This window comes from Corallococcus sp. AB049A, assembly GCF_003668885.1.
Taxonomy (GTDB): domain Bacteria; phylum Myxococcota; class Myxococcia; order Myxococcales; family Myxococcaceae; genus Corallococcus; species Corallococcus interemptor.
The window spans coordinates 1-21,072 of record NZ_RAWL01000117.1; the positions used below are offsets into that span (position 1 = coordinate 1).

A 21,072-nucleotide genomic window follows, 5' to 3' on the forward strand; every position below is an offset into this window, starting at 1 on the left:
GTCATGAGCGAGCTTACGGCTGCCCCGCGTCCGTGGCGGTCGCGGCGGGCGGCGCCGGCGTGGGCACCTTCACGCCCTCCGCGGCCAGCACCGCCATGCGCTCGGTGGCCTGACGGGCCGCGGCGCTGTTCGGGTGGTCCGTCGGAATCTTGGAGAGGACCTGCGCGGCCTCGTCCTTCTTGCCCTGGAGGATGAGCATGCGCGCCTTGTGGTACGCGCCCATGCCGACCAGGTACTCGCCGGTGTCCGCCTTCTCCATCGCCTCGAAGGAGCTGATGGCGTTGGCGTAGTCGCCCTTGGCCTCGTAGGCGTAGCCCTGGCCTTCCAGGGCGCTGGCGCGCAGGGCGTCGTTCTCCGGGGCGCCCTTGAGGAAGGTGTCCAGGGACGCCAGGGCGTCGTCGTTCTTGCCCAGCCGGAACTCGGCCTTGGCCTGCGGCAGGGCCGCCGTGGTCGCCGAGCGCGTGCCGCCGTGCTCCTTGCGGAAGGCGGCCAGCTGCTTCACGACCTCCTCGTCACGGGCCTGCACCGTGGCGAACGGGGGCTCCGTGGCGGACGGGTCCACCGGGTCCACGCCCGTCACGGGGCGGTCCAGGACGGTGAGCGCCTGGCCCAGGGCCATGGAGGCCTGCTCCTCGCCGCGCTTGGACACCTCGCTGGCGATGGCCACGCCCACCGCGCCCAGCACCAGCACGCCCGCGCCGATGGCGAGGAACTTCTGGCGCTGCATCAGCCAGTCCCGCGCGTCCGCGCCCGCCTTCTGGAAGGCGTCCGGCTGACGAAGTTCCTGCTGGCGAATCTTCTCGGTCTTCTGCTGGGCCACGATGAAGGGACCTCTCTCCGGCTCGACGGTGCTCTTCGCTCTGGGAAAGCGGCGCACTGTAAAGAGCGCCCGCTGGGAGTGTCAACGCACGAGCGCGGTCAGTCGCGCCCTGCCCGCTTCCCGCCTTTTCCACCCTTGCCCGCCAGGTGCGGGTTCTTGCGCGCCTCGCGCTTGGCCTTGCCTGGCCGCTCGCGGAAGAGCAGACGGATGGGGACCCGCAGGTCGAACGTCTTGCGGATCTGGTTGGTGATGTACCGCTTGTACATGTCCGGCACCCCCTGCGGTTCGTTGCAGGTGAGGGTGAAGGTCGGCGGGGCCGCCGCCACCTGGGCGATGTAGTACAGGCGCAGCGGCTTGCTCTTCACGATGGGCGCCGGGTTGTTGTCCACCATGTAGTCCAGCAGCTTGTTGAGCTGCGGGGTGGGCGCCCGGAAGCGGAACTGCTTGGCCAGCTCCACCGCCACGTCCACGACCTTCTCCACCTTGGAGCCGTGCAGGGCGGACGTGAAGATGACCGGCGCGTAGCCCACGAACTTGAGGGCGATCTTGAGGTCCTCGCGGAAGGCCTCCTGGCGGCGCTTGTCCTCCGCGATGAGGTCCCACTTGTTGACGACGATGACCAGCGCGCGGCCCCGGTCCATGGACAGGCCCGCGAGCTTCGCGTCCTGATCCACCGCCGGCTCCGTGGCATCCATCAGGAGCACCGCCACGTCGCTGCGCTCCAGGACCTTCAGCGCCGCGATGACGGAGTACTGCTCCACCTGGTGCGCGATGGTCTTCTTGCGCCGGATGCCCGCGGTGTCCGTCAGGATGAGCTGGTTGCCCTTGTACGTGACTTCCGAGTCGATGGGGTCACGCGTGGTGCCGGCGACCTCGCTGGTGACGACGCGCTTCTCCTTGAGGATGGCGTTGACCAGGGTGCTCTTGCCCACGTTGGGCCGGCCGATGATGGCCACGCGGATCTTCCCGTCGTCCGGCGGCGCCTCCGAGTCCTCGCCCTCCTGCTTCGCCGGGAGCTTGGACACGACGGAGTCCATCAGGCTGCCCATGCCCAGGTTGTGCTCGGCGGACATGGCGTTCACGTCGCCCAGGCCCAGGCGGAAGAACTCGCCGGCCAGCGACTGCATCTGCCCGGACTCGTTGTCCAGCTTGTTGGCCGCGACGACGACGGGCTTGCCCGCCTTGCGCAGGTAGTTGGCCACGGCCTCGTCGGCCGTCGTCATGCCCGCGCGCGCGTCCACCACGAAGATGATGACGTCGCACTCCTCCACGGCGAACTGCGCCTGCTCGCGCACCTGCTTGAGCAGCGTGTCCTTCTCACCGGGGACGAAGCCGCCCGTGTCGATGAGGGTGAAGGCGCGGCCCTCCCACTCCGCGTCGGAGTAGTGCCGGTCGCGGGTGACGCCCGGCTCGTCCTGCACGAGCGCGATGCGGCGGCCCACCAGGCGGTTGAACAGCGTGCTCTTGCCCACGTTGGGGCGACCGACAATGGCGACCAGCGGCTTCATGGCATCTCTTTCGACAGCGACGACGACTTCGAAGGCAACGACGTCAGCGGCACGGACTTCAGCGGCGACATCACTCGTAACCCAGCTTCCTCAGGCCCGCGGCGCGCTCGCTCCAGCGGGCCTCCACGCGCACGCGCAGGTCCAGGTACACGTGCGCGCCCAGCAGGCGCTGCACCGACTTGCGCGCGTCCGTGCCAATGAGCTTCAGCATCTGCCCCTGCTTGCCAATCAGGATGGCCTTCTGGCTGTCGCGCTCCACGTAGATGGACGCCGCGATGCGGATGAGGCCGCCCAGCTGGCCCGGCGGCGTGCCGGGGCGCGGCTCGCGCTCGGATTCATCGAACACGTCCACCAGCACCGCGGTGGAGTACGGAATCTCCTGGCGGCAGTGACGCAGCACCTGCTCGCGGATGTACTCCGCGACCAGGACGCGCTCCTGCTGATCCGTGAGCATGTCCTCCGCGAAGATGGGCTCCCCTTCCGGCAGGTGTCCCAGCACGACCTGGAACAGGTGCTCCACGCCGTCCTTCTCCCGCGCGGAGATGGGCACCACCTCCGCGAAGGGGAACTCCTGGCCGTACAGGGCAATGAGCGGCAGCAGCTTCGCCTTGGGGATGGAGTCGATCTTGTTGATGACCAGGAAGGTGGGCTTGCCCACCTTCTGCAGCCGCTCGAGGATGGCGCGGTTGCCCGGCGTCACGTCCAGCGTCTCGCCCTGGGGCGGCTCGATGAGGAAGAGGACCAGGTCCACCTCCTCGGCCGCGGAGATGGCGGCCTCCACCATGTAGCGGTTGAGCTCTCCCTTGGCCTGGTGGATGCCGGGGGTGTCGATGAACGCCACCTGCCCTTCCGGGCGCGTCACCACGCCCAGGATGCGGTTGCGGGTGGTCTGCGGCTTGGGCGAGACGATGGCGATCTTCTCGCCCGTCAGCGCGTTGAGCAGCGTGCTCTTGCCCACGTTGGGCCGGCCGATGAGCGCGGCGAAGCCAGCGCGAGGGGTCTTCTTCTGGGACTGAGAGGCCATACTTCCGGAGATGATCAGTGGGCCTTCCGGCTTGCGACGACGGGAAGGCCCCGGGGGAACTGCCAGGGTACGGCGGCGGACGGTGCTTCTTTACGACGGCCGCGCCGTGGAGATGGTCAACGTCTGGATGCGCACGTCCCTGCGGGGACGGTCGCTTGAATCCTTGGGAAGCTCATTGGCGATGCGGTCCACCACGTCCTGCCCCTCCACCACCTCGCCGAAGATGGTGTACCGGTTGTCCAGATGGGGCTGCGGCGCCGCGGTGATGAAGAACTGACTGCCGTTGGTGTTGGGCCCGGTGTTGCCCATGGCCAGCACGCCCTTCTTGTCGAAACGCCGGCCACCCTGGAACTCATCCTCGAAACGGAAGCCCGGGCCGTTGTTGCCCCGGCTGGTCGGGTCCCCGCCCTGGATCATGAAGTCCTTGATGCAGCGGAAGAAGAGCGTCCCGTCGTAGAGCGGGCGGCCGTGCTGGGGCTGGAACGTGATGGGGTCCGTCCACGTCTTCTCGCCCGTGGCCAGCCCCACGAAGTTCTCCACCGTCCTGGGAGACTCCTTGGAGAACAGGCGCACGACGATGCGCCCCTCGGTGGTGTTGAAGGTGCCGTACAGCTCCACGCCCGCGCGGGCCTGTTCCATGAAGCTCATTGCGGGGTGCCCTTCTTGGCGGCCGGCGCCTTGGGCGCCTTGTCGCTCAGGGTCACCTTCTCCAGGATGACGGGCGTCTGCGGGCGGTTCTGCGCGCTGCGCGGCACCAGGCCAATCTTCTCCACCACGTCGTAGCCGGTGACGACCTCGCCGAAGATGGTGTGGCGGCCGGTGAGGTGCGTGGGCGTGGAGGTGGTGATGAAGAACTGGCTGCCGTTGGAGTTGGGGCCCGCGTTGGCCATGGCCAGGATGCCCGGCTTGTCGAAGCTCCGGCCGCTCTGGAACTCGTCCTCGAAGCGGTAGCCCGGGTCGCCCATGCCGGTGCCGGTGGGGTCGCCGCCCTGGATCATGAAGTTGGGGATGACGCGGTGGAAGACGGTGCCGTTGTAGAGCGGCTTGCCCTTCACTTCCTTGCCCGTCGCCGGGTCCGTCCAGGCCTTCTCGCCGGTGGCCAGGCCCACGAAGTTCTCCACCGTCTTGGGCGCGTCCTTGGAGAAGAGCTTGAGCACGATGGTGCCCTGGTTCGTCTTCAGGGTCGCCCAGACGTCCTTGCCGGCCTGGACCTTCTTCGTCCACGGGCCCGCGGCGGGCTCGGCGGCCAGCGCCACGGCGGCGGCGAGCGCCACGGTGATACCGAGAAGACGGTGCATACGGGACAGCCTCCAAGGCAGGAAGGCGCGGACCCTACCCCCCACCCCCCTTCCCGTCCAAGGGCTTTCACGCCGGAGGGTCGTCCGGGGAAGGACCTCCCGGGACGGGGGCCACGACAGCCGGGGATGCCACGGAAGCCGGCTCGGCCTTCAGGCGCTCCAGCGTGGAGCGAGCGGCTGCCTGCTCGGCCTCCTTCTTGTTCCGGCCGGTGGCGCGGGCGTACACGGACTCCCCGATGCACACCTCCACCTCGAAGACCTTGGAGTGCTCCGGGCCCGTCTCCGCCACCACCCGGTAGCGCGGGGACAGCTTGAGCTTTTCGTGGGCCAGCTCCTGGAGGAGCGTCTTGTAGTCCAGGCGGCCCGCGCCGGAGGCCACCTCCTCCACCAGCTCCCCGAAGACGCGGTCCACCAGCGCCAGCGCCGGCTCCAGGCCGCCGCTCAGGTAGACGGCGCCCAGCACCGCCTCCATCGCGTCCGCCAGCAGCGAGTTCTTGTCGCGGCCTCCGGACTGGGACTCGCCCCGGCCCAGGAGCAGCAGCTCGCCCAGGCGCAGGCTCCGGGCCACGCGGGCCAGGCCCTCCTCGTGGACGATGCGGGCGCGCATCTTGGTGAGCTCGCCCTCGGGGACGCCGGGGCAGCGGTCCATCAGCCGGTGGCTCACGGCCAGGTCCACCACGGCGTCGCCCAGGAACTCCAGGCGCTGGTTGTCCTTGAGGTTCTGGTCGCGGTTCTCGTTGACGTACGTCTTGTGCGTCAGTGCCTCCAGGGCCAGGTCGCGCTTGGAGAACTGCACGCCCAGGCGCGTCTCCAGGGCCTGCACCCGCTCGGCCAGGGTCATCTTCTCCACGCGGTTCACTCCTGCGGGGCGTCCGGGCCCACGAGCCGCACGGCCTCGGGAGCCACCTTCAACAGGTCCGCCACCAGCTGAACCACGCCCGGGAACTCATCCAGTTCGAAGCGGCCCGCCCACACCTTGCCCTGGGGGCCCGCGAGCAGCCCCCGGAAGGTGCGTCCGGCGATGCGCGCGGCGGCGAAGCGGTAGGCCTTGCCCTCCACCTGCAGCTGCGCGAGCAGTTCCAGGCTGCTGCGCGGAGGCACCAGCGCCTCCTGGCCGAACTTCTCCACGATCTCCACGAAGCGCACCGGCTCCGCGCCGGGCGCCATCTGCGGCGCGCGCGGCACGGGCTCGCCGAGCAGCGCGGACAGGTAGCCCGTCAGCGCGGCCTTCTCGCGGAACTCCGACAGCTCGATGACGTGCCCGGCGGCGGTGGCCAGCTCCTCTCCACCCCGGATGGCCTGCGCGATGCGGAAGTTGCCCTGCCGGTCCGCCACCAGCTTCACCGCGAGCTGCCCCTCCCGCACGTCCGTGGACAGCTCCAGGGACCGCGGATCCACGTCCGCCGGGAGCCCCAGCAACTGCAGCTCCTCCGAGCGGCGCTGCAGGTGGAAGACGTGGTCGCTGAAGGTGTCGAGCAACAGCGCCTGCATCTCCTCCGCCGCGTCGATGGCGGACAGGAGGATGGGCGTCATGCCCACCACCGCGGGCGGCGCGATGGGGATGAGCCGGTCCCCCAACACCTGGAAGGTGACGTCGGTGATGAAGTCCCGGGTGATGGGATTCACCAGGGACGCGGCCTCTAGATCCAGCACCACTTCGACGCCGGACGGCTCCTCACGGACCTGGAGCCCCAGCTCACGCAGGCGGGCGGTATCCATCAGGCGCCTTTGAAGGTCTCGCGGGCGATGATGGTCCGCTGGATCTCGCTGGTGCCCTCGCCAATCTCACAGAGCTTGGCGTCGCGCAGGTAGCGCTCCACGGGGAACTCGCGCGTGTAGCCGTAGCCGCCGTGGATCTGCACGGCCTTGTTGCACCCGCGCATGGCCGCCTCGGACGCGAACAGCTTCGCCATGGAGGCCTCCTGCGAGTACGGCTGCCCCGCGTCCGCGAGCCGCGCCGCGCGGTGCACCAGCAGGCGCGCCGCCTCCAGCTCCGTCTTCATGTCCGCCATCATCCAGCGCAGGCCCTGGAACTCGCCAATGGGCTGGCCGAACGCGGTGCGGTCCTTGGAGTACGCGATGGACTCCTCCAGCGCGCCGCGCAAGAGGCCCACCGACAGCGCACCGATGGTGATGCGGCCCTTGTCCAGGATCTTCAGCGTGTCGATGAAGCCCCGGTCGACCTCGCCCACGATGGCGTCGTCACCGACCTCCACGTTCTCCAGGATGAGCTCGGCCGTGTCCGACGAGCGCATGCCCAGCTTGCCGTGGATGGAGCGCTGGCTGAAGCCGGGGATGCCCTTCTCCAGGACGAAGGCGGTGATGCCCTTCTGGCGCTTCTCCGGCGACGTGAGCGCCAGGACCACGAAGACGTCACCCACGGTGCCCTGGGTGATGAACATCTTCGCGCCGTTGAGCACCCACTTGTTGCCCTTCCTCACGGCGGTGGTGCGCATGCCGGACGCGTCCGAACCGGATCCCGGCTCGGTGAGGCCCCACGCGCCCAGCCACTCACCGGAGGCGAGCTTGGGCAGGTAGCGCTGGTGCTGCGCCTTGTTGCCGAACACGCGCACGTGGCTGGTGCCCAGGCCGTTGTGGCTGGCCACCGTGAGGGCGAGCGACCCGTCGTAGCGGGCGATCTCCTCCACGGCCACCGCCACGGCGAGCGAGTCCATGGCCGCTCCGCCGTACTCCTCGGAGACGAGCATGCCGAGCACGCCCAGCTGCCCCAGCTCCTTCACCACCTCCATGGGGAACTTCTCGTCCTTGTCCCACTCGCGCGCGTACGGCTTCACGCGGCGTTCGCAGAATTCACGGAGGGAGGCCTGCAGGGCGCGGTGGCTTTCAGGAAGTTCGAAGTCCATGGTCGGGTGCGGAATCTAGAGCGTGAATGCGGGTGGGGGAACTTCAGACGGGGTGGACGCCGTGCTTCTTCTCCGCACGGGGCTGGAACCGGTCCGCATAAAGTGAATAACGCTGCATCAATTCCCCGCGCAGGGAGTCGCCGGGGACCACGGCGTCGATGATGAGCTCGCTGGCCAGCTTGAAGATGTCCACGTCCTGCTTGTACTCGTCGCGCAGCTTCTGGACGAAGGCTGGCCGCTCGGCCTCCGGCAGCTCTTGAATCTTGTTGAAGTAGACGGCGTTCACCGCCGCCTCCGGGCCCATCACGGCGATCATCGCCTGGGGCAGCGCCAGCGTGGCCTCCGGGGCGAACCCGGGCCCGCTCATGGCGTAGAGGCCGGCGCCGTACGCCTTGCGCACCACCACGCAGATGCGCGGCACGCTGGCCTCCGACACCGCGGAGATCATCTTCGCGCCCGCGCGGATGATGCCCGCGCGCTCCACCTTGGTGCCGATCATGAAGCCCGGCACGTCCGCCAGGTAGAGCAGCGGGATGTTGAACGCGTCACACAGCCAGATGAACCGCGCCGCCTTGTCCGCGCTGTCCACGAAGAGCACCCCGCCCTTGTACTTGGGCTGGTTCGCGACGATGCCCACCGGACGGCCGCCAATGCGCGCCAGGCCGGTGATGATTTCCTGCGCGAACAGCTTCTTCACCTCGAACCAGCTGCCCTCGTCGATGAGCTCCGCGATGAGCGCGTGCATGTCGAAGGGCTTGTTCTGATCCGGCGGGACGATTTCATCCACGCGCTTGCCGCTGTGCTTGGGGGCAATCACCGGCAGCTGGGGCGGGGCCTTGGAGAAGTTCTCCGGGAAGAAGGCCAGGTACTGCTTCGCGGCGGCGATGGCGTCCTGTTCGGTCTTCACCAGCACGTCGCCCACGCCGGACACGGAGCAGTGCATCCTCGCGCCGCCCATCTCCTCCAGCGTGACCTTCTCACCGATGACCATCTCCGCCATGCGCGGGCTGCCCAGGTACATGGAGGCGTTGCCCTCCACCATGATGACCAGGTCGCAGAACGCGGGGATGTAGGCGCCACCGGCGGCGGACGGGCCGAAGAGCAGACAGATTTGCGGGACGAAGCCCGACAGGTGGACCTCGTTGTAGAAGATGCGGCCCGCGCCCCGGCGGCCGGGGAACATCTCCACCTGGTCCGTGATGCGCGCGCCCGCGCTGTCCACCAGATAGAGCAGCGGGCACCGGAGCGCCTTCGCCGTCTCCTGGATGCGGAGGATCTTCTCCACCGTTCGCGCGCCCCAGCTGCCGGCCTTCACCGTGGAGTCGTTGGCCATGATGGCCACCGCGCGCCCGTCGATGCGCGCGACGCCGGTGATGACGCCGTCGGAGGGCAGCTCCGCGTCCAGGTTGTTGGCGAGCTTGCCGTCCTCCACGAAGGAGTCCGCGTCCACGAGCAGCCGGATGCGCTCCCGGGCGAAGAGCTTGCCCGTCTCCGAGTTCTTCGCGTGGTACTTGGGCGCGCCGCCCTTCTCCACCTGGGCGATCTTCTCGAGCAGTTTCTGATCTGAGGACATGGCCGTCGTCCCATACCAAGAAACCCCTGGCCTGGCTGCCTTCTTGCCAGTCGAACCACCAGCCGTGCCGTCCAAAGGACGACGCATGGGTCCACGGCGCGGCGCGCCGGGGGATGTCGCCGGGAACCTCCCTGCCTACCTTCATGTCGCACGGGGGGTGTGCACCCAGGCGGGCCACGAACCGCCCCGTCAAACGGCATCCGGCCCAGGAGGGACCCATGTTCAGAGCGAAGAAGGCGACGTGGCAGGCGAAGGCTTTGGCCAAGAGCAAGCTGTACCGGCAGTTCCTGGCGCACCAGCTGCTCGATCAGCTCCCTGAGTACGCGGACAAGGCCGGCAAGGTGGCCCGCAAGTCCTGGGACAACTTCGACCCGGACGACGCGCTGCGCTATGTGGGATTGACGACGTACAAGCCGGCGCGCTCGGGCATGGGTGGCCTGGGGGCGTTCCTGCTGGGCGCCGCCGTGGGCAGCGTCGCGGCCCTGCTGATGGCCCCGAGCCGCGGCACGGAGCTGCGCACCACCGTCAAGGACAAGGCGATGGGCTACATCAACAAGCAGGGCGTGAACATCGGCGGTGAGAAGACCGCCAGCGCCTGAAGTTGTTGATGTGAGTTGAACAAGCAGGGGCAGCACGGTCCGCGGGCAACCGCGGGCCTGCCGCCCCTGTCGCTTTCGGACGGCTCAGCGGCCTTTATAGACAGGGGGACGCTTCTCCGCGAACGCGCGGAGCCCTTCCAGCCGGTCCTCCGTCTTGAGCACCTCCTCGTACTTCTTGAGCTCCAGCGCCAGCGCGTCGTCCAGCTCCAGGCCGGTGCCCTCGTCGATGGCGTGCTTCGCGGTGGCCACGGCCACGGGGGCGTTGTCCACCACGGCCTCCGCCAGCTGGAAGGCGACCTCCAGCAGGTGCCCTTCCGGGGCCAGCCGGTTGACCAGGCCGATGCTGAAGGCCTCCGCCGCGTTCACGCGCCGGGCGGTGAGGATGAGGTCCTTGGCGCGCCCGGGGCCGATGAGCCGCGCCAGCCGCTGCGTGCCGCCGCCGCCGGGGATGATGCCCAGCTTCACTTCGGTGAGGCCCATCTCCGTGGCGGGGGAAGCCACGCGCAGGTCACACGCCAGGGCCAGCTCCGTGCCGCCGCCGAAGGCCGCGCCGTTGATGGCGGCGATGAAGACGCAGTCGCTCTTCTCGATGGAGCGCAGGGTGACGCGCAGGCCGTTGAGGAAGGAGCGCACCTCGTCCTCCGACATGGTGGTGCGCTCCTTGAGGTCCGCGCCGGCGCAGAAGGCCTTGTCCCCCGCGCCGGTGAGGATGACGGCGCGCACGGCGCGGCTGGAGGACACGCGGGCCACGAGCGCGTCCAGCTCCTGGTGCATCGCGCGGCTGATGGCGTTGCGGCGGCTCTCCCCGTCGATGGTCCAGATCTCGATGGCGCCTCGGGCCTCGACCTTGAACTCCGGCATCTTCGCTCCCCGTGACGGGCCGCGGTGGGCGGCCCGCGTGAATGCCGCGCAGCCTGAAACCTGTTCCCCAGTCTGGCAAGCCGTAAACGGATAGGATTTCGCCCATGCCTTCGTGCTCAACGACGAAACGCCCGTGGCGGTGGCTGCCCGGCCTGCTCACCGTGTCCGCCCTGCTCGTGCTCGCCCTGCCGCTCGTGGCCCTGGCGCGCGGCGGCGGAGGTGAGCACTACACGTCCGGACGCGACCGCGGCGGCGGCGGGGGCAGCGGCGACGGCCTGCCCCTCTGGTTGATCTTCGACCTGCTCCGCCTGCTCTTCCTGTACCCGAAGGTCACCGTCCCGCTGCTGATCATCGGCGGCGTGGCCTACTGGCTCTACAAGCGCAACCTGCACCCGGACGCCACCACCCGGCGCGCGTTGGATCAGCGCGAGGCGGAGGTGCGCACGGAGGTGTCCGGCCGCGACGTGCAGGGCTGGGTGAACGCGCTGAAGCTCAAGGACCCGTCCTTCGAACTGGAGCCCACGCTGGAGAAGGTGCGCTGGCTCTTCTTCGAGCTGCAGAAGTCGTGGTTCCGGCGGGACATGACGCCGGTGCGCCCCTTCCTGTCGGACGCGACGTGGCAGCGCTTCAACGTGCAGCTGGCGCTGATGCAGGCGCAGGGCGTGCGCGACGCGTTGGCGGACATGAAGGTGCTGGACGTGCAGCTCATCGGCCTGCACCAGACGCAGTGGTACGACAGCATCCACGTGCGCGTGCGCGCCAGCATCCGCGACACGGACGTGCCCGCGAACCAGACGGACGCGCAGGCGCAGGCCGCCGCCAGCCGCGTGGCCCCGGAGGTGTTCACGGAGGTGTGGACCTTCGTGCGCAAGCCCGGCGCGCAGACGCGCATTGGCGAGGACCTGTTCCAGGGCAAGTGCCCCAACTGCGGCGCGCCCTACAAGGGCGGCGCGTCCAACACCTGCGAGTTCTGCAACGCGGTGGTGAACTCCGGTAACTACGACTGGACGCTGTCTGAAATCACGCAGGGCGTGGAGCACGTGCGCCACCACAAGCAGGTGGACGGCCTGATGCAGGCGCGCGAGGTGGACCCGGCGCTCAACCTGGAGATGCTGGAGGACCGCGCGTCGCTGCTCTTCTGGAAGTGGATCGACGCGCAGAGCCGCAACGAGACGCAGCGCCTGTCCAAGGTCGCCAACGCGGACGCCATCACGAAGCTGGACGCGGAGCTGGGCCAGCTGGCGAAGCAGGGCCGCCGGCGCGTCTTCCTGGAGTGCGCGGTGGGCGCGGTGGACGTGCGCGCGCTGGACGTGCACCCGGAGTCCTTCGACGAGGCGCAGGTCGAAATCCGCTGGAGCGCCCGCATGGGCGTGGGCCCGGTGAACGAGAAGCCGCCTGCCCTGCCCACGGTGCCGCAGCGCTGGGTCTTCACGCTGCTGCGCCGCCATGGAGCGAAGACGAACACGGACACCGGTATGTCCACGGACCGCTGCCCGCAGTGCAACGCGCCCACCACGAACAGCGCGGCCAACACCTGCGAGTTCTGCGGCACGGTGCTGGGCAACGGCGAGCGCGACTGGGTGCTCGCGTCCGCCCTCCCCTTCGAGTCCTGGAACGTCCAGCACGCCCGGCAGTCCACCTCGCGGGCGGAGCGCTACCAGCAGCGGCGTCAGGCCGAGCGCGGCACCGTCGCGCCTCCGCCCGTGACGGACACCGGCAACGGCGATGGCGACCGGGTGGTGACGGACGTGAAGGAGCGCGAGCGGCTGCTCTACATGATGGCGTCCATCGCCGCCGCGGACGGCGAGGTCTCCAACGCCGAGCGCCGCCTGCTCAAGCTGTGCGCGGAGCGCTGGAGCGTGTCGTGGGCCAACGTGGAGATGGCCCTCAACGCCGGGCCGCAGCTCTTCGAGCGCCTGGTCCCACGAGGCAGCCCGGAGGCGGAGGTGTTCCTGCGCCACATCGTGGAGATGGCCCTGGTGGACGGCCGCATCGACCGCAAGGAGCGGCGGATGCTTCAGATCGCCGCCCAGCACCTGGGCCTGGAGGAGCGGCTGCCGGCGCTCCTCGGGGACCACTGAGCGGAAGGCTTCAGGTCTGCGCGCGGCGGGAGGCCTTCTTGTCCCGCTCGCCGAGCGCGGCCTGGAGGTACTTCCCCGCGAGCTTCCGGCCGATGAGCTCCTGGGCGATCTCCCCGGCCTCGACCAGCTTGTCCAGGTCGATGCCGGTGTCCACGCCCATGCCGTGCAGCATGAACACCACGTCCTCCGACGCCAGGTTGCCCGCCGCGCCCGGCGCGTAGGGGCAGCCGCCCAGTCCGCCGATGCTCGCGTCGAACGTGGTGACGCCCGCGGACAGGCCCACGAGCGCGTTGGCCAGCGCGGTGCCTCGCGTGTCGTGCAGGTGCAGCGCCAGCGTGTCCACCGGCATGTGCTGGAGCAGCGCGGCCAGGATTTCTTCCGTCTGACGCGGCGTGCCCACGCCAATCGTGTCGCCCAGGCTCAGCTGGTAGATGCCCGCGTCCACCAGCTGACGGCAGATGTCCACCACGCGCTCCACCGGGACGTGGCCCTCGTAGGGGCAGCCCCACACGGTGGACAGGTAGCCGCGCACGCGCATGCCTGCCTTGCGGGCGGCGGCGGTGACTTCCTTCGCGCCGGCCAGCGCCTCCGCGATGGTCTTGTTGATGTTCTTCTTGGAGTGGGCCTCCGACGCGGAGATGAACACCGCGGCCTCCTCCAGGCCCGCCGCCTGCGCGCGCTCCAGGCCCTTCAGGTTGGGCACCAGCGCGGAGAAGACGACGCCGGGGCGGCGGCCCACCAGCTTGAGCAGCTCTTCCGCGTCCGCCAGCTGGGGGATCCACTTGGGTGACACGAACGACGTCACCTCGATGCGCTTCTCCCCCGCGGCGACCAGGGCGTTGATGAGGCGCGCCTTGTCGCGGGTGGGCAGCGTGCGGAGCTCGTTCTGCAGGCCGTCGCGGGGGCCGACCTCGTACACGTCGACCCGGCGGGGCAGTTGCCCCAGCAGGCCGACCCGCGTTCGCGATGTCTCTTTCGGATCCACTGGACGTGTCCCGGGTACCGTCAAAGGCGCCCGGCTCCCACGATGAGGTCGGTCGACTCGGGTGTCATCGGCCCGCAATCCAGGCCGCCGTGCACCCACTCCACCGAAAAGCCCGTGCTTTCCAACAGCCCCTTCAGTTCCGCAAGAGGATAGTAACGAAGCGAGTACGCCGCTCGCAGGACGCGACCGTCCGGCAACGTGAGCTGACGCTGCCCGACATCCCGGCCACGCGTCGCGTCGAAGCGGCTCTCCTCCTCCAGGAGACTCCCGTCCGATAACCGCTCGCGGAACGACGCGCCCGGACTTCCGGCCAGCCGCTCGTAGGGGACCGTCTGGAACACCAGCCGTCCGCCGGGCTTGAGCGCCCGTGACACCTCGCGCAGCACCTGGACGTGCTCCGCGTCCGTGAAGGCGAAGAGTGTTGAGTACCAGGCGTAGGCGCCCCCCAGGGACGCGTCCTGGAAGGGCAGCGCCCGCAGGTCACCCCGCACCGCGGGGAAGCCGGGGCGGCGCAGGCGCAGGGACAGCGCGTCCAGCTCCAGGCCCACCACCCGTCCGGCGAGCGCGCCTCCGGTGTTGAGCCGCGCCGCGTGCCGGCCGTGGCCGCAGCCCAGGTCCGCCACCGGCCCCTCCACGTCCGCGAACGCCCGGGACAGGTACTCCGCTTCCCGGGCCGTCACCGCCTCGGAGAGGTACGGCAGCGTGCTGCGCAGGTACAGCTCTCCGAAGAAGTCGTCGCCCACGGCTTGAGTGGGCCCGTCAGCGCTTGAGGGCGGGCAGCCTCTCGCGCAGCCGGCGCACGGCCTCGTCCAGCACCCCTTCCGTCTTGCAGAAGGCGAAGCGCGCGAAGCGCTGGCCCAGGTGCCGGTGCTCGGGGCCGTAGAAGACGCTGGGCGGGATGCCCGCGACGCCCACCTCCGTCACCAGGTGCCGGCAGAACGCCACGTCGTCCGCGAAGCCGTAGCCGGCGATGTCCGCGAGGATGAAGTAGCTGCCCTCCGGTGAGAAGGCCTGGAGCCCCGCCGCGCGCAGGCCCGTGAGCAGCCGCTCGCGCTTGGCGGTGTAGAGCGCCGTCAGCTCCTGGAAGTAGCTGTCCGGCAGCCGCAGCGCCACGGCCATGGCCGCCTGGAACGGCGACGCGGTGGCGAAGGTGACGAACTGGTGCGCGCGCTGCACGGCGTCCCGCAGCGGCGGCGGCGCGATGATCCAGCCGATCTTCCACCCCGTCAGGCTGAAGGACTTGCCCGCGCTGCTCACCGTCACCGTGCGGTCCGCGAGCACCGGAACCGTGGCGGCGCGGAGGTGCTTCGCGGGCGCGAAGACGATGTGCTCGTAGACTTCGTCCGCCAGCACCTTCACGTCGTGCTCGGCGCAGAGGTTGCCCAGGAACTCCAGCTCCTCGCGGGTGAAGACCTTGCCCGTGGGGTTGTGCGGCGAGTTGAGGATGAGCAGCCGCGTCTTCGGTCCGAAGGCGGCGCGCACCTCCTCCCGGTCGAACCACCACGTCGTGTGCGAGGCGTCCGGCGGCCGCAGCGGCACGTAGCGCGGCGTGGCGCCCACGAAGGCGATGTTGGCGTCGTACGAGTCGTAGAACGGCTCGAAGGCGACCACCTCGTCGCCCGGATCCACCAGGCCGAGGATGACGTCGAGGATGGCCTCCGTCGCGCCGCTGGTGACGGTGACCATGGTGTCCGGATCCACGGCGTGGCCGTAGAAGCGCTGCGCGTGCTCCGCGATGGCGTTGCGCAGGTCCTTGGCGCCCACGCCGGGGGCGTACTGGTTGACGCCGCCCTGGATGGCCTTCCACGCGGCTTCCTTGACGGCGTCCGGCCCGTCGAAGTCCGGGAAGCCCTGCCCCAGGTTCACGGCCTGGTGCTTCAGCGCGAGCGCGCTGAACTCGGAGAAGACGGTGGTGCCGAAGCGGGAGACGCGCTGCGCGAGCACGGGCCGGGGGGACATGGGTCAGGCCTCTGAAAAGGCCAGCGCACGTCCACCCCGGACTCCGGGGCGACCGGCTGGCGGTTCAGGGCCGGACGATAGCGTCCGCGGGTACGGAACGCGCGCCCTGTTCCACCGCGCGCTGCCGGGCGGACCGGGACAGCGCCAGCGCCAGGCCCGTCACCACCATCACCAGGGGAACCGCGCAGATGAGGTCGATGGCGTAGTGGAACCGGCCCGCCAGGGTCGCGAAGATGAGCCCCATGCCCGGGAACAGCATCACCCAGAAGAAGCGCCGCGCGAACCGGAACGCGTAGAAGAGCACCACCAGCATCACCCCGGTGTGCCCGGACGGGAAGCAGTCCCGGGTGTACATCGGCGTGCGCATCATGGACTCGAGCAGCGGCGTGAGGATCCACCCCTGGGTGGCCGGGCTGTCGAACGACCCGATGAGGAAGTACCGGGGCCCCACCGCGGGCACCAGCGAGTAGGCCGCGTAGTTGAAGCCGAGCAGCAGGCCCAGACCCAGCAGGTACTCGTCGAAGGCGGGCGTGGACCCCCTGCCCCGGGCGTACAGGTAGACGCCCAAGAGCAGCGGCCACATGAAGTGCCCGTAGTAGCAGAGCATCAGCACGTCGTTGGCCCAGGGCGGAATCACGTGCGCCAGCGCCACCGCGGTCTGGAAGCCGAACAGCTTCTGATCCACCGCGATGAGCTGGGCGTCCTTCACCAGCGGGTTCACCCAGTCCACGATGGGACCCAGCCACCCGTGGGCCAGCGCCGACACCGGCAGGAGCCAGAAGTCCGCGATGATGGCCAGGAGCGTCTGACGCGGGAAGCGCGCCTCCAGGATGCGCATGAGCGGCAGGCCCAGCGCGAAGAAGAGGAAGAGCAGCGCGTTGCGGCCGGAGTGCGGCGCCCAGCGGGCCGGGCCCACGCACACCAGGGCGGCCACCGAGCAGGCCACCATGAGGACGAGGTCCACCTGCCGCAGGCGCACGAGCGCTTCGTTCGACGACGTCACGACGGGCCGCACGCGGCCTTCGCTGAATGACCAGATGCTCACGCCGATTTGCGCTCCCCCGGCGACTCGGCCGGCAGCTCGCCGGCCCCCCCGAGATTGAGGCTCCGCACCACCGCGCCCGTCTCCGGCGCCACCGCGGACCGCCGCCCCTTCCACCGCTCCAACAGCGCCAGCATCGCCGGGAAGAACACCGTCGTTCCCAGAAAGGTGCTCACGACCCCCAGTAGGGCAATCTGTCCGATGCTGCGCAAGCCCTGGTGGTTCGCCACGAGGAGCGCTCCGTAGCCCGCCGCGTTGGACAGGGTGGCCACCACCGCCGCGAAGCCGGTGCTGCGCACCACCCGGCCCAGCGACCCGGGGCCCTCCTCCTCGTACCGGTGGAACAGGTGCACCGAGTTGTCCACCGCGATGGCCAAGAGGTTGGGCAGCACCACCGCGTTGATGAAGTTCAGCTGGACGTCGAAGAGGTACATGCCGCCCGCCAGGCACGTCATGCCCAGGAACAGCGGGCCCGCCACCAGCAGCGCGCGCTTGAAGCTGCGCAGGCTGGCCAGGATGACCAGGAACACCACCGCCGCCGCCGCCCAGAGGATGAACGGCCCGTCCCCGCGCACCAGCGAGAAGATGCGCGCGGCGATGCGGTTGCTGTCCAGCACCGCCAGGTCCACGCCCTTCGCCTTCGCCCCGGCCACCACCTCATCCAGCTGCGCCGCCCAGCGGTGCAGGTCCTTCGTGTCGTAGTTGGACACGGACGGGAACAGCAGGAGGAACATCCCCTTGCCGTCCAGCGCCTCGAAGCGGCGGCGCGCCTCCACCGGCAGCTGATCCAGCCCGTAGGGCTTCGCGTCCACCATCTCCCGCAGGTCCTTCACGCGCGGATCTTCCTGGGCGGACTTCGGCAGTCCGTCCAGCAGCGCCCGGATGCGGCCCATCTCCGCCTCGTGGCCCGCCACGTCGGAGGGCACCAGGTCGCTCAACGACGCAGTGCGCAGGAACACGGAGTCCGCGCCGTTCTTCGCCTTCACCTGGGCGATGACGGCCTCCACCGTGCGCACCTCGTCCAGCGTGTCCACCGCGAGGATGGCCGGGTTGAGCGGCGCGCCAATCTGCTCGGTGATGTGGTCGTCCAGGCGCGACGCGGGCGAGTCACCCTTCAGGTTGCGCAGGTTGGTCTCGAAGCCCAGCCGGGGCGCGATGCCCACCGAGTACGCCGCGAAGCCCACCACCGACAGCGCCACCGCGACGATGACGCCCGTGGGCCAGCGCCGCCACTCCTTCGCGGGGGCCGGGGCCGGCACCGGGGCCGCGGCCTGCGCGGAGGCCGGGACAGCCGTGTCACGGCGGAAGGGGCGGATGCGCTCCGCGATGGCGAGCAGCGACGGGCCCAGCGCGTACGCGGACAGCACCGCCATCAGCACGCCCACGCCCGCGAGCAGGCCGAACTGCTGGAAGGCGTGGAACTGCGCCAGCACCAGCACGAAGAACGCCGCCGCGTTGGTGAAGGCGGACGTGAGCGCCCCGCTGAAGGTGCCGCGCACCGCCGCCGTCAGCGCGTCCTTCACGCCGAGCTGCTCGCGCTCCTCCCAGTAGCGCATGGCCAGGTGGACGCCGTACTCGATGCCCAGGCCGATGAGGATGGCGACGAGGAAGCCCGTCACGATGTTGAGGTGGCCGATGGCGCCCTGCGCGAACGCGAACGTCAGCACCAGGCCCACCATCACCGGCACGCCCACCACCGCCAGCGCGGAGATGCGCCGGGTGGCCAGCAGGATGAGGCCTACCGCGATGAGCGCGGACAGCATGCCCGCGTTGGACAGGTCGCGGCGCATCACCGCGTCCTCTTCGATGCGGTTCTGGAAGTTGCCCGTCGCCTCCAGCGTCACGCCCGGGTACTTCTCCGCCGCCAGCTTCCGGCCGGTGTCGAACACCGACGCCACGAACTCGCGCGCGAACGCCAGGTCCCCCGCCGTCCCCGACGGCTTGATCATCAGGTAGACCTCGGTGCCCTCCTTGTTCGCCAGCGTCTCCGGCAGCGCCGTCGTGTCCGGGGTGTGCTTCTTCGCGATCTCCTCGAAGGTGGGCGGCGCCGCCTCCGTCTCCAGGTCCACGAAGAGGGGGCTCGCGCGCTCGCGCTCGTAGCGGACGCGGGCCTCCAGGTCCTGACGCAGGGAGGCGACCTCCGCCGTGGGCAGGAGCAGCAGGCCGTGGCGGCGGAAGAAGGCCACGTCATAGTGGTGCTCCACGTAGCGGACCGTGGGCAGGGCCTCCAGGCGCTTCTGGAACTCCGTGGCGTAGGCCTTGAGGGCCTCCGGGGCGGTGCCCTTGGCCATGATGACCAGGTAGCCGTCCCCACCCGCCTTCTCTGACACGCGTGTCAGATCGCGAACCTCGGGGGCACCCTCCGGGAGGAGCTCCACGAAGGAGCCGCGGAACTCCAGCCGGGAGGCGAAGAAGCCCGCCGCGGCCGTCACCAGCGCGACGGCGAGCAGCACCTGCCAGGGGCGCGACATCGCTGCCTGGATGAAGCCCTCGAACCACCGCTGCCGTCGTGCTTGGGACACCGTCTGCTCCTCTGACATCGGCCGACACAGCAATAAGCCGGCCATGATCCAGGCCCCCGGAACAGACGGCCCCTTGCGACCCATTCCCCATGTGAACCCATGTGCGCCCTGGGTGCTGGAGCATCCACTGGCGAACGCAGGTCCGGGCGCGGGGCGTGCCACCAATGCGGCATGACTGTCAAGGCGCGCCCTGACACGGATGTCCCACACCGGCTGCGATGGAACCGTCCCCGCCTTGACAGTGCGGATTTCCCTCTTTATTGACCCCCTCGCGTCGTACCCCCTGGGTGTTCACGCGGCCGGGCCCATCCGAACCTGGAACGCGCCCTGCACATGGAAAGCGGCTCGGATCACACCCCCGACGCGTAAGAAAGACCACCATGAGCGACGTGTTCGACAAGTGCCGTACCTGGAAGGACTACCGCATCGCCAAGGCCACCGGCCTGTACCCGTACTTCCGGGCCATCGAGGCGTCGCACGGCGCCACGGAGGTGGAGATCGAGGGGCGGCGGGTCATCATGGTGGGCTCGAACAACTACCTGGGCCTGTCCGCGGATCCGCGCGTGAAGGAAGCGGCCATCAAGGCCACGGAGAAGTTCGGCACCACGTGCTCCGGCTCGCGCCTGCTCAACGGCACGCTGGCGCTCCATGAGGAGCTGGAGGCGCGGCTGGCGAAGTTCCTCAACCGCGAGGCGGCCATCGTCATCTCCACCGGGTTCCAGACGAACCTGGCGCTGGCGTCCATCCTGGGCCGTCACGACATCGTGTTCAGCGACCGCGCGAACCACGCGTCGCTGGTGGACGGCGTGCGCCTGTCCTTCGCGACGGAGCGCAAGTTCCGCCACAACGACATGGATCACCTGGAGCAGCTGCTGGCCGCTGCGGAGCCGGGCGCCGGGAAGATCATCGTCACGGACGGCGTGTTCTCCATGGAGGGCGACGTCTGCAACCTGCCCCGCATCGTGGAGCTGTCCAAGCAGTACAACGCCCGCGTGATGACGGATGACGCCCACGCCATGGGCGTGCTGGGCGAGCTGGGCCGGGGCACCTCCGAGTACTTCGGCCTGGAGAAGGACGTGGACCTGGTGATGGGCACGTTCTCCAAGAGCTTCGCGTCGCTGGGCGGCGTGCTGGCCGGGCCCTTCGAGGTCATCAACTACATCCGCCACAAGGCGCGCTCCGTCATCTTCTCCGCGTCCATGACGCCCGCGTCCATCGCGGCGGCGCTCAAGGCCACGGAGATCATCGAGGCGGAGCCGCAGCGCCGCGCGCGGCTGCTGGACATCGCGGAGAAGATGCACAACGGCTTCCGCGCCATGGGCTTCGACACGGGCGTGTCGGTGACGCCGGTGGTGCCGGTGCACATTGGCGACCAGGTGAAGTGCTTCCGCTTCTGGCGCGCGCTGCACGAGGCGGGCGTGTTCGCCAACCCCGTCATTCCGCCGGCGGTGGAGGCGGGCCACGCGCTGATCCGCACCAGCTACATGGCCACGCACACGGACGCGCAGCTGGACCAGGTGCTGGACACGTTCGAGAAGATCGGCCGCAAGCTCAACGTCATCCCGGAGACGCGCCCCACGGTGTACGAGCCGGTGAAGATCGCCCGGCCGGGCAGCGCGGTGCGCAGCAACAAGGCGAGCGAGACGTGGGCGGCGGGCAGCGCGGGCCTGCTCGCGGACAAGGGCTTCAGCCTGGATCAGCTGTCGAAGATGTCGTCGCGGGAGATGGCCGGGAAGTTCTTCGACGCGGTGGAGCAGCTGACCTGGCGCGCGGCGAACCTGCAGCCGGACGACCTGCGGCGGCTGGGCGGCGCGCCCAAGAAGCTGTGGGAGAAGCGCAGCGAGCTGGGGGGCGTGCTCCTGGAGAAGGGCGCCCAGCTGTTCATGCGCAACGGCAGCGACGGTTCCGACGGCAACCAGGCCGAAAGGAACTGAGC

At 69.6% G+C, this 21,072-nt stretch carries 18 protein-coding genes; 3 read left to right on the forward strand and 15 right to left on the reverse strand.

The annotated features are described in order from the left end of the window. Positions 1-13: 13 nt before the first annotated feature. The 9 genes from D7X55_RS15160 to D7X55_RS15200 form a co-directional block, all read right to left on the reverse strand. Positions 14-823, reverse strand: coding sequence for a tol-pal system YbgF family protein (locus D7X55_RS15160; RefSeq protein ID WP_370450193.1), 810 nt, complete (start codon positions 821-823; stop codon positions 14-16). Between the two features lie 95 nt (positions 824-918). Continuing rightward, positions 919-2,328, reverse strand: coding sequence for a ribosome biogenesis GTPase Der (der, locus tag D7X55_RS15165; RefSeq protein WP_120550441.1), 1,410 nt, complete (start codon positions 2,326-2,328; stop codon positions 919-921). Between the two features lie 70 nt (positions 2,329-2,398). Continuing rightward, on the reverse strand, positions 2,399-3,352 hold the full coding sequence (gene era, locus D7X55_RS15170; protein ID WP_120550440.1) for a GTPase Era: 954 nt from the start codon (positions 3,350-3,352) through the stop codon (positions 2,399-2,401). A gap of 90 nt (positions 3,353-3,442) precedes the next feature. Further along, a complete protein-coding gene (locus D7X55_RS15175; RefSeq protein ID WP_120550439.1) occupies positions 3,443-4,000 on the reverse strand; it encodes a peptidylprolyl isomerase in 558 nt (185 codons plus the stop codon). Beyond that, on the reverse strand, positions 3,997-4,650 hold the full coding sequence (locus D7X55_RS15180) for a peptidylprolyl isomerase (RefSeq protein WP_121723412.1): 654 nt from the start codon (positions 4,648-4,650) through the stop codon (positions 3,997-3,999). The genes D7X55_RS15175 and D7X55_RS15180 overlap by 4 nt, the downstream gene beginning before the upstream one ends. Before the next feature lie 67 nt (positions 4,651-4,717). Then, positions 4,718-5,491, reverse strand: coding sequence for a ribonuclease III (rnc, locus tag D7X55_RS15185; protein ID WP_199746977.1), 774 nt, complete (start codon positions 5,489-5,491; stop codon positions 4,718-4,720). 14 nt (positions 5,492-5,505) lie between these two features. Then, a complete protein-coding gene (locus tag D7X55_RS15190; RefSeq protein WP_199746975.1) occupies positions 5,506-6,369 on the reverse strand; it encodes a hypothetical protein in 864 nt (287 codons plus the stop codon). Further along, complete coding sequence (locus D7X55_RS15195) at positions 6,369-7,514, reverse strand: acyl-CoA dehydrogenase family protein (RefSeq protein ID WP_120550435.1); 1,146 nt, start codon at positions 7,512-7,514, stop codon at positions 6,369-6,371. Before D7X55_RS15195 ends, D7X55_RS15190 begins: the two co-directional genes overlap by 1 nt. Before the next feature lie 43 nt (positions 7,515-7,557). Continuing rightward, a complete protein-coding gene (locus D7X55_RS15200; protein ID WP_121723413.1) occupies positions 7,558-9,087 on the reverse strand; it encodes an acyl-CoA carboxylase subunit beta in 1,530 nt (509 codons plus the stop codon). Between the two features lie 218 nt (positions 9,088-9,305). Here D7X55_RS15200 and D7X55_RS15205 point away from each other — a divergent pair, with 218 nt between their 5' ends. After that, positions 9,306-9,686, forward strand: coding sequence for a YtxH domain-containing protein (locus D7X55_RS15205; protein ID WP_120550433.1), 381 nt, complete (start codon positions 9,306-9,308; stop codon positions 9,684-9,686). 84 nt (positions 9,687-9,770) lie between these two features. On the opposite strand, the gene D7X55_RS15210 is transcribed toward D7X55_RS15205, so the two are convergent. Continuing rightward, the gene (locus D7X55_RS15210) at positions 9,771-10,547 is read right to left on the reverse strand and encodes an enoyl-CoA hydratase-related protein (protein WP_121723414.1); all 777 of its coding nucleotides are present in this window, start codon (positions 10,545-10,547) and stop codon (positions 9,771-9,773) included. A gap of 104 nt (positions 10,548-10,651) precedes the next feature. Between D7X55_RS15210 and D7X55_RS15215 the strand changes: the two genes are divergently transcribed. Beyond that, complete coding sequence (locus D7X55_RS15215; protein WP_120550431.1) at positions 10,652-12,628, forward strand: TIM44-like domain-containing protein; 1,977 nt, start codon at positions 10,652-10,654, stop codon at positions 12,626-12,628. Positions 12,629-12,638: 10 nt separating this feature from the next. Here D7X55_RS15215 and D7X55_RS15220 read toward each other — a convergent pair whose 3' ends face one another. The 5 genes from D7X55_RS15220 to D7X55_RS15240 all read right to left on the reverse strand — a co-directional run bounded on the left by D7X55_RS15220 (position 12,639) and on the right by D7X55_RS15240 (position 19,085). After that, a complete protein-coding gene (locus D7X55_RS15220) occupies positions 12,639-13,613 on the reverse strand; it encodes a hydroxymethylglutaryl-CoA lyase (RefSeq protein ID WP_120550430.1) in 975 nt (324 codons plus the stop codon). Positions 13,614-13,633: 20 nt separating this feature from the next. Continuing rightward, entirely contained in the window at positions 13,634-14,356 is a 723-nt protein-coding gene (locus D7X55_RS15225; RefSeq protein WP_120550429.1) for a class I SAM-dependent methyltransferase, read from the reverse strand. 16 nt (positions 14,357-14,372) lie between these two features. Then, complete coding sequence (locus D7X55_RS15230; protein ID WP_121723415.1) at positions 14,373-15,572, reverse strand: aminotransferase class I/II-fold pyridoxal phosphate-dependent enzyme; 1,200 nt, start codon at positions 15,570-15,572, stop codon at positions 14,373-14,375. Positions 15,573-15,636: 64 nt separating this feature from the next. Continuing rightward, positions 15,637-16,617 carry a phosphatase PAP2 family protein gene (locus D7X55_RS15235; RefSeq protein WP_199746976.1) on the reverse strand — a complete coding sequence of 327 codons (981 nt, stop codon included), beginning with the start codon at positions 16,615-16,617 and terminating at the stop codon, positions 15,637-15,639. Continuing rightward, the gene (locus D7X55_RS15240; protein WP_120550453.1) at positions 16,614-19,085 is read right to left on the reverse strand and encodes an RND family transporter; all 2,472 of its coding nucleotides are present in this window, start codon (positions 19,083-19,085) and stop codon (positions 16,614-16,616) included. Before D7X55_RS15240 ends, D7X55_RS15235 begins: the two co-directional genes overlap by 4 nt. 431 nt (positions 19,086-19,516) lie before the next feature. Here D7X55_RS15240 and D7X55_RS15245 point away from each other — a divergent pair, with 431 nt between their 5' ends. Continuing rightward, a complete protein-coding gene (locus tag D7X55_RS15245) occupies positions 19,517-21,070 on the forward strand; it encodes a pyridoxal phosphate-dependent aminotransferase family protein (RefSeq protein ID WP_120550427.1) in 1,554 nt (517 codons plus the stop codon). Positions 21,071-21,072: the final 2 nt, after the last annotated feature.